At 59.4% G+C, this 12,959-nt stretch carries 16 protein-coding genes; all 16 read right to left on the bottom strand.

The annotated features are described in order from the left end of the window. Positions 1-1,039 (bottom strand): hypothetical protein (locus tag L7A20_RS11050; RefSeq protein WP_237223569.1); only part of this gene is annotated, 1,039 nt, incomplete at its 3' end. Positions 1,040-1,263: 224 nt separating this feature from the next. Then, positions 1,264-2,022: a hypothetical protein gene (locus L7A20_RS11045; protein WP_237223568.1), complete on the bottom strand. Its 759-nt coding sequence runs from the start codon at positions 2,020-2,022 to the stop codon at positions 1,264-1,266. After that, on the bottom strand, positions 2,015-4,822 hold the full coding sequence (locus L7A20_RS11040) for a phage tail protein (RefSeq protein WP_237223567.1): 2,808 nt from the start codon (positions 4,820-4,822) through the stop codon (positions 2,015-2,017). Before L7A20_RS11040 ends, L7A20_RS11045 begins: the two co-directional genes overlap by 8 nt. A 15-nt stretch (positions 4,823-4,837) precedes the next feature. Beyond that, on the bottom strand, positions 4,838-5,047 hold the full coding sequence (locus tag L7A20_RS11035) for a hypothetical protein (protein WP_237223566.1): 210 nt from the start codon (positions 5,045-5,047) through the stop codon (positions 4,838-4,840). A 167-nt stretch (positions 5,048-5,214) separates the two neighbouring features. After that, the gene (locus tag L7A20_RS11030; protein WP_237223565.1) at positions 5,215-5,613 is read right to left on the bottom strand and encodes a hypothetical protein; all 399 of its coding nucleotides are present in this window, start codon (positions 5,611-5,613) and stop codon (positions 5,215-5,217) included. A 98-nt stretch (positions 5,614-5,711) separates the two neighbouring features. Beyond that, positions 5,712-6,314, bottom strand: a complete 603-nt coding sequence (locus L7A20_RS11025) for a hypothetical protein (protein ID WP_237223564.1) — start codon at positions 6,312-6,314, stop codon at positions 5,712-5,714. Positions 6,315-6,376: 62 nt separating this feature from the next. Further along, positions 6,377-6,766, bottom strand: coding sequence for a hypothetical protein (locus L7A20_RS11020; RefSeq protein WP_237223563.1), 390 nt, complete (start codon positions 6,764-6,766; stop codon positions 6,377-6,379). Further along, entirely contained in the window at positions 6,759-7,061 is a 303-nt protein-coding gene (locus tag L7A20_RS11015) for a DUF5403 family protein (protein ID WP_237223562.1), read from the bottom strand. The genes L7A20_RS11020 and L7A20_RS11015 overlap by 8 nt, the downstream gene beginning before the upstream one ends. Then, positions 7,054-7,389, bottom strand: a complete 336-nt coding sequence (locus L7A20_RS11010; protein WP_237223561.1) for a hypothetical protein — start codon at positions 7,387-7,389, stop codon at positions 7,054-7,056. Before L7A20_RS11010 ends, L7A20_RS11015 begins: the two co-directional genes overlap by 8 nt. Next, positions 7,386-7,823: a Gp19/Gp15/Gp42 family protein gene (locus L7A20_RS11005; RefSeq protein WP_237223560.1), complete on the bottom strand. Its 438-nt coding sequence runs from the start codon at positions 7,821-7,823 to the stop codon at positions 7,386-7,388. Before L7A20_RS11005 ends, L7A20_RS11010 begins: the two co-directional genes overlap by 4 nt. A 14-nt stretch (positions 7,824-7,837) precedes the next feature. Next, the gene (locus L7A20_RS11000; protein WP_237223559.1) at positions 7,838-8,152 is read right to left on the bottom strand and encodes a hypothetical protein; all 315 of its coding nucleotides are present in this window, start codon (positions 8,150-8,152) and stop codon (positions 7,838-7,840) included. A 2-nt stretch (positions 8,153-8,154) separates the two neighbouring features. Next, a complete protein-coding gene (locus L7A20_RS10995) occupies positions 8,155-9,177 on the bottom strand; it encodes a major capsid protein (protein ID WP_237223558.1) in 1,023 nt (340 codons plus the stop codon). Positions 9,178-9,195: 18 nt separating this feature from the next. Continuing rightward, on the bottom strand, positions 9,196-9,567 hold the full coding sequence (locus L7A20_RS10990) for a hypothetical protein (protein WP_237223557.1): 372 nt from the start codon (positions 9,565-9,567) through the stop codon (positions 9,196-9,198). 3 nt (positions 9,568-9,570) lie between these two features. Next, positions 9,571-10,455, bottom strand: coding sequence for an AAA family ATPase (locus L7A20_RS10985; RefSeq protein ID WP_237223556.1), 885 nt, complete (start codon positions 10,453-10,455; stop codon positions 9,571-9,573). Further along, the gene (locus L7A20_RS10980) at positions 10,452-11,501 is read right to left on the bottom strand and encodes a hypothetical protein (RefSeq protein WP_237223555.1); all 1,050 of its coding nucleotides are present in this window, start codon (positions 11,499-11,501) and stop codon (positions 10,452-10,454) included. Before L7A20_RS10980 ends, L7A20_RS10985 begins: the two co-directional genes overlap by 4 nt. A gap of 18 nt (positions 11,502-11,519) precedes the next feature. After that, a complete protein-coding gene (locus L7A20_RS10975) occupies positions 11,520-12,956 on the bottom strand; it encodes a phage portal protein (RefSeq protein ID WP_237223554.1) in 1,437 nt (478 codons plus the stop codon). Positions 12,957-12,959 lie beyond the last annotated feature (3 nt).

Raw genomic sequence — 12,959 nt, 5'->3', positions numbered from 1 at the left:
ACTCGGCAGATTCAAAATGCGCGATACCCTCACCGTCTACCCACCAGGCAGCGCAGGTCGCCGCCGCGATTTCATCTAGCACCGAAGCCGCCGTCTGGTCGCGGATAGATGGCGAGGCGGTCAGGCCTACAGCCCACCTGCCGGGCTGGATCTGCGCGGTCTGCACATGGGCCAGGGCAGGGTGAGCACCACCCACATTAGGGTCAGAAACCTGCACACCTGCCACCCTAGCCAGCGAATTAGCAGTGACACTGACATACTGGAAAGGGGCCTTGAAGCTAGTGGCAAAAGAAGCCCTGTAATCCCCGACAGCGACCTCGGTGTTCTCACCGACTGTGCGTAAAGAGATGATACGCTCGCTGGCCCAGGCGCTGGCCTCGATAGTGTGCACCACTTCCGTGGAGCCTCCCAGGTACCCGCGTACTACTTGAAGCTGGCGGGTGGCCGTGATGTTGAAGCCCACCAGCCAGTTGTCGGAAGCTACCGCGTACACTTGGGTTTCCCCTGCGTGGGATAGCCCAATCATGGCAGAAAGGCGGATACGACCAGCGGGGATGGGGCGACCGGTGTTATTGTGGACGGCGACTTTACCGGCGTCCATCCAGAGCATGCCTTCTTCATGACGCAGGCGCGGAGAGAAAGCCCCACCAGCAGGGTTGTCATTCGCAACCGAGCGAATCAAATAGCCGTTTTTCTTCCACTCATTGGAGAAGAATGCCCCCTGCATGGTGACCTCAGCCCACAAGCCAGGTGGGGGTGGGGGTGTCAGGTGATACCCCGCCGTTCGGAAGGCTTCGGTTACAGCCCACAGAGGCGTCGGGTAGCAGTGCCGGTAGCCGTCCACGTCCGAAGCCCAAGAGATATCAAAGGCGTTTTTCGGCATGACGCGCATAACCGGGGGCAGGCGCACCTTACGAGAGAAAGAATCCACTGGCTGAATAAAGCTGATTGAAGCTGATTCAAGATCAGATTTAACGTCATCGACGATGGGTGAAAAGACCTGCACCAGTTTCGAATCAACGTAAATTTTTATGGTCACCCGACTCCCGGGATGAGGGTAACCTGCTGTAAAAAGTGAATTACCACCATCGATGAAATCATCATCAGGCGATATCTGACAGCTACCAGACCATACAGCGTTACCCTCAGCAATACCAACGGCTTCAGGGAGTGAAGATGACGCTTCCTGCTTCCACTTCATACCTGAAATACGGAAAGTTTTCCCTCCCCATTCCAGGGTTTCCTGCGTTTCAATCACCGGCATCAGTTCACCTCCAAGAGCTCGTACGAAACAGAAATTTTCGTTCTCTTTCCGGCAATCTTGCCGTGCCCAACCTGCAAATCATGCAGCGTCACAAAAGCAGCGTCACCCACTGAGCCCAGCCCATCCCCACCACCTGTAGTAAGCCGGGCACCACCGAAGAGCAACGGAGACCCCGCTACCACCCTCACCTCAGTAGCGAGCGCTGGCACGGTGGCCGTGACCTTGATGGGTGTGAGGGTAGTAGTGGCTGGGGTGTCTCGGGTGAAGCTGATACGCGTTCCAAGTTGGTTGTAGAATTCCAGCCGAATGGTGCCTCCTGCTTGGTAGGCGGTTGCTTCGATGGTGGTGCCGGGCATGACGGGGGTGCCTGCGATCAAGAGGAAGGTTCGGTTGGGTTCTAGGGTGTAGGCGGTGGCGAAGGTGTCTCCCATTTGGCGGAGGCCTACGCTGATGCCGTAGGTGGGGGTTGTGGTGATGAGGAGGTTTGAGCGTTGGGCTAGGGGGGATGCCCAGTAGAGGCGTTGGGGGGCTTCTGCTAGGGTTTGGAGGTTTTGTGCCCATGCGATGGGCATTTCTCCGCTGATTTGCCAGCTTTTGGGGCCGGTTCCTCGTGAGAAGTAGGTTCGGCGGCCGAGGGCTGAGATGAATTCGGTGCCGTGGGTGGGCATTTTTTTGGATATTTGGCCGGTGTGGGCCGCTGGTATCCAGAGGCCGCTGTCGGTTGCAAGGTATCCGATTCCCTTTTTCATCTCAGCCACGCTGTAGCTTCCTTTCTCCTTGGCGAGCAAGCTTTGCTATGACGACGCCGGCGTCGGTGGTGAGGTTTAGGCTCATACCGGTGAGGGCTTCGCGGAGCATTTCTGGGGTGATGGTGCTTGCTTCGGTGTTGGGTTGGACGGCCTGTGCGCTGGGGCCGGCGGTTTGGGTGAGGGTGGTTTTTGCCATCTCGATTTGGCCGCTGACGGTTGCCGCGGTGGTGACACGGGTTGAGGCAGCGGAGACCGCCGCGATATTTGCTTCCATTCCCTTGGCGAAGTCGGTGACGAGAGCCTGACCGGAGTAGGGGGTGTAGCCTCGGCCGGAGAAGGGTCCCTTTTTCGCGGGGGAGAAGGGGAAGAAATCTCGGACTGCGTCTACGACGCCCTTGGCCGCGTCGATTGCTCCACCGACGGCGTTCTTGATGCCTTGGGTGAAGCCGTCAATAAGGGCTTTACCGGAATTCACCAGCAGGGAGCCCAGGTCGCCGAGGGCAGAGGTAATCTTCCCGGGCAGATCACGCACGAATCCGATGACGGCCTGGATGCCGTTGGAGACGGCGCTCTTCATGTTTTCCCAGCCGTCCTGCATGGATGAGACCATGGAGGTGACCGCGGTAATCAGCAGTGCCTTGATGGTTTCCCATGCCCCGGAGAGGAAGGAAGCGATTGAGCTCATTACTGAGGTAATCAGGCTGAGGAAGCCCTGGAAGCCTGAAGAAATTAGCGAGCTCAGGAAAGAGAGCGCAGCGCTAAAGATGCTTTTCGCTAGCTCCCACCCGGCGGATATCAGCGAGCCGATAATCGCGAAGGCACCAGAAATCACGCTCTTGATGAGCTCAAAGGCACCGGAGACGATTTGGCCTAGTCCAGACCAGACCTGAGACCAGTTTCCGGTGAGGATTCCTGAGAAAACGTCGATGATGCCCTGGATTATGGTCAGGGCTGCGCTAATGATCTGCTGTGCCGCCGAAAAGACAGTGGTGACCACTGGCAGCAGGGCGTTAAAGGCTACGATGAGTACGCCCATCACGACTTGGGCAATCTGTGCCAGCAGAGGCATCAGGGCCGAGATGACCGGCGCTACCTGCTGAAAGACAGAAAGCAGTGGGGGCAGGATGGCCGAGATCAGCTGCATCAGGACCGGCACCAGCTGGCTAAGCAGGGCGCCGGCCAGCGGAATGACGGCCGAGATGATCTCAATTAGCACAGGAGTAATCGCGGCAAATAGCGCCGCCAGCGGAGGCAGAAGCGCACTGACCAGCTGCATCAGCGGTGGGATTAGCACAGCGATTGCGCCCGCGAAAGCAGCGCCCAGCAGGGTCACCAGTGGGGCCAGAATCGGCACCAGCTGCTGAATCACAGGCAGAATCGCCTGAAAAGCTGTCAGCAGGGAATTACCAATCACCCGGACCAGTGGCAGAAGCGCAGTCAGCAGGGACTGCACGACCGGCACAAGCCCAGAAATCAAAGTAGCGACCACCGGCCCCAATGCGCTGGTCAGGGTCGTCATGGTCTGAGCAATCAGCGGAGCAAGCGATAGGAAGGCTTGGCCCACTGCGCCAAGCACCGGGCCGAGGTTCGCCATGGCGTCATGTGCACCCTGAAAAACTGTGGTCAGGGCGCCCTGGAAAGCAGGGCCATTGACTGCCTGGTTGATTGCTTCTAGGCCGGTGGCGAATGCGCCAAGGGTCGCCCCGCCACCTGCTGAAGCGGCGGTGAAGAGGCCCACGAAGATGCCTGAGACTGACCCGATAATAGAACCAAGCTGCTGCAGGCCGGTCAGTGCGCCGTCAATCCATTGGAAAATTGCGCCTGATTCGTAGGAAGCTGATACCCAGGCTTCGAAGCGGAAGGCCAGATCATTGAAAGCACTGGCTAGCGGGGCTAAGTAGACCGAGCCGACATTAGCAAGCTCCAGCAGGCCAGCGGTGAAGGCACCGACGCCTTCACCTGCGATATCCACTGCTTCACTGGTGCGGCGGATGAGCCCCTGGATATTCTCGATGCCGGTGGAGGATGAGACAGCGCTTGAAATTGCGACTGCCCAGCCTGCCATCTGGCCTGAGAGGGCGGCCAAGCTATCTGATACAGCAGGCAGCAGGGTGCCGACCATATCGCGGATTGGCCCAGCAGCTCGCTCCCAGAAGCTGGCACTGATGGAATCCTGCAGCGCGGAGAATTGGGGGCCAAGATCAGCCAGAACCGTGCCAGCGTCCTTGAGCGAGGCGATAAGGACGCCCACGCCTAGACCAGCGCCAGCCAGCAGGCCGGGGAGAGCTAAGGCAGCAGGGGCAACCGACACCAGTGAGCCAGCAAGAGTGATGAGAGAAGCCGAAGCGGCGAGCGCGGTGGCTCCAAGGGAGGCTATGCCACCTGCTGCGGCGGTTGCTTTGAGTGCGCCGAGGGCGGCGGTGACGGCCGCTAGTGCTGCCTTGTTGAGGGTGGGGGTGATGCTGACGCGCCGGTCGCGGGAGAGGACGGCAATTCGGGCAGCAGCTCTAGCAGTTTCGGATACCGCGTTGACTTCGACGTCGGCTCCGCGTAGGGCGGCAATTTTAGCTTTGGCGGCCTCAGTTTGGGCTTCGACCATGGCCTTGATATCGATACCTGAGAGGGCTGCCTCAGCGGCGGTGACAGCACGGCGGGCAGAAGTGACGAGGGATTCGACATCAACATCCGCCTGAAGATTTACCTTGAGGGTGCTTTCGACCTGCTCAAGGGTCTTCTTCAAATCAGCGCGGAAGCTTTTGGCGAGGGGTACGACTCGAATCCATACCTTGCCGATTTCTGCGCCTGCCATGCTGGCACCGCCTTTCTAGAGGGAGATTGAGCCGAAGATAGCGTCGAGGTCTTCGAAATCGACGGGCTTTTCGGCTTTTTTCTTATCGCCGGGCTTGGGGACGGGGTCAGGCGGCTGGATTTCCTTGGTGCTGTTGACCTGCATCAACGTGTGATTGAGCATAAGCAGGGCGTCCAAGGCGTAGTCCAGGCGCTCTGATTCCGGTGAGTACCCGTAGTAGCCCATCTCGTTCTGAACCTTGGCCCGGTAGAGGGATCGCTCTTCGTAGGGAATGCGGTCTAGCAGGGCGTCGATGACACGGGAGCTAGGGCAATTCTTGATGAGCTGGAAAGGGTCTTGCTGGTAAATCGTGAGGAAGTCACTGACCAGCTCGTGGTTGGCGGTGAAGAACTCTAGGAGTCCTTGCCTTTTCCCATCTCACCGACGTATGCCATGCACAGCTGCATAACGTCCTGGAAGTTTTCAACGGTGTTGAATGCCTCCCAGCCTTCGCGGTCTTCTACGTAGTGCTCATCGATGAATTCGATGAGATCGCCGACGCCGTCGAAATCAATCTTTTCCAGCTCTTCGGAGAAAGTCAGAGGCTTCTCATCTTCCCCATCGATGATGCTGGCAAATGCGCCGATGTCGAGCGCGCCTTTCAGCCGGTTAATGAGGCGGACGCCGTCAGAGGCCTTCAGCTTGGAGAAGGGCTTGAGCAGATGAGCATTGTCGAGCTCGTCGAAGCGAGTCTGGCGGGCTTCTGCGATTTCTGCAGCAGGGGCCTTGTGGTCTTGGGGGGTCTTAGTCATTGGGGTGAGTCCTTTCAGAAGATTCGAGTCCTAGGGGGTAGTAAGGTTGCCCTGGCTCAGGACTCGATGGAGCCAGGGCCACCAAATCTTGGGGTGGGCTAGGCGACGGCGTCAGGGTTGAGCTGAGCTGCCTTATAAGGTCGGGTAGCAAGCCATCCCTGCTTGCGCTTTCCATCGCCGGGAGACATAACAGTGCCCTTGAGCGGGGTCTCAAAGAAATAAGATGTATTCAGCTCAGGGGCGGAGCCAGCCTTGATTTCACAGCGTCGGCCGTACCAGCCGGCACGCTTCTTCGCGCCCTGCACGAAGACAATCTGGACGGACTTAGTGGTGGGCTGAGCTTCGTCGTACTCAAACATTTTGAGGTCGTCGTTCCACTCGCCTTCGCCGTATGCCAGCTTCATCTTTTCCTGGGAGATTTCCAGCAGGGCACACTCAAAGCCATTGATTTCAGGGTCTTCAACGATTGACTCGACAGCGTCCTCTTCAAACGAGCCAATAGCCTTGGGCTCACCACCTTCGCGGGTGAACTTCCAAAGATTCTCGCGGGAAGTATGGCCCAGAGCCTGCCACTCCTTGGGCCAGGTCTTAGGGTCGCCAATGATGACGCCCTCGGGATTGAAAGGTTCTGCCGATTCTGCGACAGATACGAAGATTGCGCCGTGACCAGGTACGACAACATCAGATGACTTGTTAGCCATGAGTCTCTCCTTAAATGAAGAAGGCCCCTCATGCAGAGAGGCCAAACTGGGTTAGATATGGGCTAGCTTGCAAGAACCAGGCGCATGGTGAAAGCGCACTGATACGAGGTTTTCTGGCGACCAGCCTCAACCGAGGGCAGAGCCACAGGGAAAGAAATCACCTCAGCGAGCGCCGTTGAGGTGTCAGCATAGACAGTGGCGTTTTCGTGGGCTTCGATGATCGCTTCAATCAGGTCGCGTGAGGTTTTTTCTGCCTCTGCCCGGGTGGGGGCTATTGCGGAGATTGAGATGCTGTTATCGGAGGCCAGGAGGGCTGGGCCGTTGGGTAGGGGGATTGAGCTTGCTAGCTGGATGAAGATGTACTTCTCAGGTAGTGAAGTGGTGGCTGCGCTGTAGGCAGGTAGGCCTAGTGCTTTGCAGAGGTCCAGTAGGTAGGGGATTGGGCTATCCACTGTGGGCCACCTGCGTGAAGGCGAATTTGCCGGGGACGAAGGTGTCGCCCTCATGGTGGCCGAATTCGATGGCCATTATGCCCTCGACTTCGGATGAGACGAGGCGGTCGAGGACGCCGTCCTCACCCATTTCTTTCTCGACCCTGATGGATTCGGCGAAAGCGCCGGTGTCTGCGTGGGCTGAGGCGATGGCCCGGATTTTCGCCGCGGTATGGTCGGCGAGGTCATCCATAGCGTCGGATATGCCGACCATACGGGCGACCTCAATGCCAGCGTTTTTGTAGAGCTCAGCCATTGCTTCCCCTTTCCATGAAGATGCGGTCGTGCTGGGTGCTAAAGCCCAGGCGGGCTTTGAGCGGGCGTCCGCGCTGGGTGTAGGTGTCCCCGTCCCATTCAATGCGGGAGGCGGCTGTGTCTGGCCATGCACCCGGCGCGGTGGTCACAGCGTAGGTATCAAGCGGCTTGAGACCGTAGGCTTCTACATCTGAGGCCGAGACGGGATGGACGTTGCAGCGGACGGTGACGGGGTCGCCTTCCTGATAGGTGGGCGCCCCGTATTCATCGAGGGCCTCACCTAGCGGGATGACGGTGACCGTGTGGCGGGGGGCTCGTATGAGGCTCATCGTAGCCCCCCGTGCCAGGTAGTTCCGCGGGTCAGGGTAGCTGAGCGCGGGGTGAAGCCAGAGGCTTTAGCCCCGCACCCTAGCTGTGCTAGGTCAGTGTCAGGAAACCAGATATTTCCTGCACGGGTCAGCGGGTCGACTGTGTAGGAGTAGCCGTGCTCGCTCTCAGAGCGGAAGCCCACGGCCTCCGGGGCTACACGCGCTACTCGCGCTACCGCATCAATTACCAAATCCTTAGCGATAGCGATAGTGCGGGTGTCCCCCTGGCGGATACGGGTCTCGGTAGCTGGGCAGAGCGCAAAGAGCTTGCGCTCTGCCTTAGCTAGCTGGAGGTCGAGCCAAGCCATGGCCGACGGGTCATTCACATCAAGGGTGCCCCTCAGCTCATCATTCACCTCATCAGGTGAGATAGGCAGCAGGTTATTGCAGGCCATGGGCTTTCACCGCCTTACTCGGTATCGAAGTAATCACCGGCGTCCAGCTCTGAATCATCAACCAGATCAGCGGTAACAGGTTCAGGCTCAGGCGCGGCTTCTTCCACGGGGGTAGGCTCGACAGCCTCTTCTACAGCCGCCACTTCCTCAGCAGCGGCCACGGTCTTCTTCTTGCTCCCAGCGGTCTGCTTGGGTACGAGATTCACCTCAGCCACCAGGTCCTTAAAACCTGCTGGCAGCTCCTGACCAGCCTGCAAAAATACAGGCTGGTCAGTCTTGGGGTCTCGCACCAGCACATTGACCGCGAGCTTACGCTTAGCAGCCGCCATGATTAGAGCACCTTAGCGACCAGGGAACGGTCAGCGTTGGCGAGCACGGGCAGGGCAATCGCGTCAGCGGCGATTTCCAGGCCCACAGGGGGCTTGGAGTTCTCGAAAACTGCTGCCACCAGGCCAGCAGCGTCCGCCTCATCGATACCCCATGAGGGGGTGAATGCAGAAGCGGTGGTGCCCCAGGGGGTGCCGCCGAGCTCAGAGCCAGTGGCAGAGAACTTATCACCAGCGGCGGGCAGGAAGATCAGTCGGTCATCAGGGATCAGACGCCCTGCAGCGGTGGCCTTATCAAAGACCTGAATGACGGGTAGCCCCTGGCCCAGTAGGACGTCGTTAATGTCAGCCAGGCCAGCAGGGCGAGAACCGCCATTAGCGAGCGCAGTGGCGAAAGCAGAGTGCTTAGCCAGCTGGCGCAGGATTCGGCGGGAGGTGAGGACGGTGCCAGGTTCTGCGCCGAAGTTGCTGTTGGCGTAGGTTTCGGCGTAGAGGGCGATATCTTCGAGGGGATCGCCGCCTGCGTTCCAGAGGGTGCCAGCGGTGACGTCGTGGGTGCCGGAGCGACCGAAGCTCTCGGCAATCTTCAGGTCGTCCTGCTCGATGGTCAGACGGCCGGTGACCAGCAGGTTGGCGCGCTCAAGCTCCAGGCGTTCGAAGTAGGCGTCGACCATGCGGGCTGCGCGGCGCTTGATCCAGGATTCCTTGGCGGTAGCGGAGTTGCGGCCGGTGAGGACGGCTTCCTGCTCACCGAAGCGGCCCTGCTCGGAGAGGGGCATGAGCTTGATGGTGCGGGTGACCTTGCTGGCACCGGTGCCGAAGCGGGGCTCAGCGTCGAAAGCGCGGCGCTTGGCGGGCTCAGCGGGGGTGTTGCCCTCCACGGTGACGTCGACAGTGGCGCCATCGACGTTGTAGTTAGGCAGGAAGGAGGAGAGGACGCCGTCCTTTTCTTCCTTGGCGATGTAGAGCTCGCGCATGAATTCAGTCAGCGCAGCGGGGTCGAAGATATCAGTATTCAGAGTAGTCATGCTGATGTACCGCCTTTCTTAGAGGTAGGTGATAGTCGAGTTGGCCTGGGTGGTGGGCTTGGTGAAGCCTTCCAGGGGGACGCGGGAGGCGACGACGCGGCCATGGTCGAGCATGGGCGCTGCCACTCGGCCGTTTTCACCGGTCGCGACGGCCAAATCATGCATAAGGTGACCGGCGAAATCAGTGCCGGTGTAGGGGCCTGCGAAGCCATCTGAGCCGATTGCCAGGGGGAAGCCCTGGGGCAGGTGGCCATTCTTGAAGTGGGTGCCCGGGGTGAACTTCGAAAGGTCGAGGGTCACGGTGCGGGCGTTCCACTGACCGTGCGCTGAGGCAAGCCAGGACTGATCGCCGTCGATGATGGTGGTTACGGGGTTGCCGATGATAGACATGTTTTACCGTCCTTTTTTATTGAGAAATTCTTCAGCCTTAGCCTTACCCAGCTCCTTGCCGCCGACTGCCTGGGTCCCACGGTGACCAGAATGGTTCTCGTGGGAGCCCTTAGCGCGGGTGAAAGCGTCAAGGAAGGTGGTTAGGGCTTCGGTATTGACTGAGTTATCGGGTTTGAGGAAGGCCGTTGGGGCCAGGGAGGTTTTGAGTAGATGCAGGGCGTCAGCGTTGAGCTTGCGGGCCGTAGCCTCGGCACTCAGGTGCGTATTGAAGCGCTCAAGTGCGAATTCTTCGTTGACCTTGGCGCGCTCTTCAGCTCGGGCAGCCTCAATGAGAGCCTGGACGTCCTGGCCGGGGGAGGGGTCTTCATCGCTGGTAGGCTCGCCCTCGGCGTCCGAGTCTTCGGAGCCCTCCGCGTCGCCCTGCTCTGCCGCATCAGGGTCAGAGGGCTCAGGCTCAGCAGGATCAGCCAGCTCTTCTGGCTCATCATCAAAGGTGATCGTGGTTTCACCCTCGATACCGGTGTAATCCTGCCACCAAGCATCGATGGCCTCATGCTTCGAGTCATCGCCGTCGCGCTCACTCACGCGGGCCTTAGAAACCTCGGCTGAGGTTAGCAACACAATGGTTTCATCAGCCTTGATACGCTCGGCCGCTTCGGCTCGTTCATCGGCCTTAGCCAGGGTTCGCACCACGAAAACATCCTTGCCCAGGTCATGGGCGCGAGACTCAGCCTCAAGACGCCACCGCTCAGCGGTATCAGCGTCAGGGGCGAGCGCCCGGAAGCTGTCGTAGTCGATGACGGTGCCGCCTGTCTTGGCGGCCTGCTCAGTGGCGTAGGTGCTCTTACCCGCGCCGGGGGGACCCACGATAAGGTGGACTTTATTCATGCTGCCTCCTTAGTGGCTAGCTTGGTGTACTTGGCAATTTCTTTGTCTAATCGGCGCAGCCCATAGACGTAGCCACTTGCGCTAACGTCGTCGGGGCTGATTCCCTCGGCCTTAAGCTCTTCCCATTTTTTGGCGTATGCCTCCCTTTGGGCTTGGGCGCGTGAGAGACGCTTTTGCGCCTCAGCCGGGGTGAGCTCCTTGGCACGGGATCCTGGCACCACGTAGGGCGGTTTCTTCTTGCGCCGTCGCTTCTGGGCTTCCTCCGGCGTCAGGTAGGTATCACCGACGCGAGCCAGGACGGGCCCTAGCTCGCCGTGCTCGTAGCTGGTGACCCGGATGTTTTTCAGGTTCTTGTAATCATTGCCCTGCGCTGCCTCATAGAGGGCGTCGAGGTCTTGCCGGTTGAGGGAGAGCCCGGGGTCATTGGATTTGGTGACGGGAGCGACCGAGCAATTACAGCCACCGTGAATGGGCAGCAGGTCTTCCATGCCGTAAATGCGGTCAGCGGCCACAATGCACAGGCCGCATACCCCGCTTTTGGAAAGCTCAGGGTGGATAATGCGCCGGTAGCCGATGACTTTCTCAGAGCGGCGAAATTGGGCGATGCTGGCGTTTCGCTTGGTCAGCTGGGCATTATCTTTGCCGATGTGGCTGGCCCGCTGAAAGGCCGCGTCCAGGGCCTCGACCTCGCTCTTACCCTCCGATAGCGCGTACCGGTACTGCTCGGCCGGGCGCTGCCAGACCTGCACAGGGTCAACCGGGCGGGGGTACTCGAAAACCTCCGGGGCCTCAGAGGCAGGCGGGGCACCCACCTGATTCATCAGCTCCCGGGCACCTGCAGCCGCGATCTCGTAAATCTGCTTCAGGGCCCGGGTCTCAGCCTCAGCAGCGAGCTCGGCGGCCCGCTCCACCGCGTCATCGTCATACCAGCCATCGAAAGACCCCCAGATAGCTCCCAGGGCTTCCATGAGCATGGCTACCATACGCGAGTGCAGGGAGTCAGCCCCCATGACGGCTTGCATCAGCTTCTGACTGACCTTAGCCATGGGAACCGCCCCCTCTCACTATTCGGTGTTTTCGGTATCGATGTTCAGACCAGCGAGCAGGCTCTGACCGCTACCGGCATCGAGCAGGGCATTGGAAGCGCGATAGGCTTCCATCTGCTGAATCTGAGCCGGGGAGAATTCGAAGAAGATCTCGGCCACCGTCTGCACCGGAAGGCCAGATTTGATAGCCAGCTGCCCAGCTTGGGCACGCTCCAGCAGGGACGACCGGCGGGCAGGCGCCCAGACCACCCGCATTTGCCGGCGGTCAGCAAGCTCTTCCTGACCTGAGAAGCGCAACATGTGGCTCACGGCGGCGGCAAAGCGCGGGGTGAGTCGTTTCTGCAAATCCTCGGCCTTGAAAATCTGGCCCTCGCGCATGAGCTCGGAGGACGCCGCGGATTGCTGGGCGGCGTCCGATGAGAGCGCATACAGCGGAGCCTGGGCGGCGATAGCCAGCCTCTCGACGTCCTTCGTAATGGAGGTGATCAGCTGGTTGATATCGCCGGTGCCTGACTCCCAGACGTCAGCAGCCGCAGGCAGGATCCATAGGCTGCCAGGGTCAGAGGTGAAGATATTGCTGTAATCAATCAGCTCACCGGTCTCAGGGTCAGCATTTGGCACACCCTTAATTGCTCGCTGCTTGAAGGCCTGCATAGCGGTGATAATCATCTGCTGCAAGATGATGTGATTGATTCGCTGCATATGCGGGATATGCTTCTCGAATTCACCCTTACCGAAGCGGTTCTGCAGAGTGTAGACCGGTACACCTGGGACGGAGAGCTTCACCTTCCCTGGCGTTTCAGCTGATTCGCTCTCGGCGCTCCATTCGAAGCCAGAGAGGCTGATAGTTTGCTTGAAGATAACAGACCGACCGGGCTTATAGGCCACGCGCATGTAGCCATCGCGGTAAAGGACCAGCACATCACGGTCGGCGGTATCATCGCGGTAGACCTTGAGGGCAGCGACATTCTTAGCCGGGTCGGTGGGGTCAGCCTCAGCGACCATCTCAGCCGGGTGCTCAGCACTTAGCCGGCCAACCACATTCCCCGCCTCATCGATATCTTCACGCACCAGCAGGTAAGCCACCGATAAGGACAACATCCATTCGATAGCTTGCCTGAAGTGAGCGTTAGCGTCGGTTTCCAGCAGGGCCGCGTTCATGGCGTCCGTCTGCTCGTCCGTGGGACTATTGCCCGCCCGGACGGTCTCCACCTGAGTACGGTAGAGGGTCGAAGATACGATCAGCTCGGCTAAATTTAGGGATGCGACACCCAGCAGGCGTTCGTAGCCGTCCTTTGACTTAGTATCGATTTGCCAAGGCGCCGGCGGCTTACCGTCAAGCCAGGCCTGCAGCTCTTCAATCCGCGGACGCCGAGAGCTGAGCGATTTAGAAAGCCGAGCCACCCACCATTCATCACTATCGGGGGTCTTGAGCAGAGTCTTATCAAAAGCCACGTG

It is taken from the genome of Rothia nasimurium (assembly GCF_928381415.1).
In the GTDB taxonomy this organism is placed as follows: domain Bacteria; phylum Actinomycetota; class Actinomycetes; order Actinomycetales; family Micrococcaceae; genus Rothia; species Rothia nasimurium_H.
This window is presented reverse-complemented; position numbering and strand designations above follow the sequence as displayed.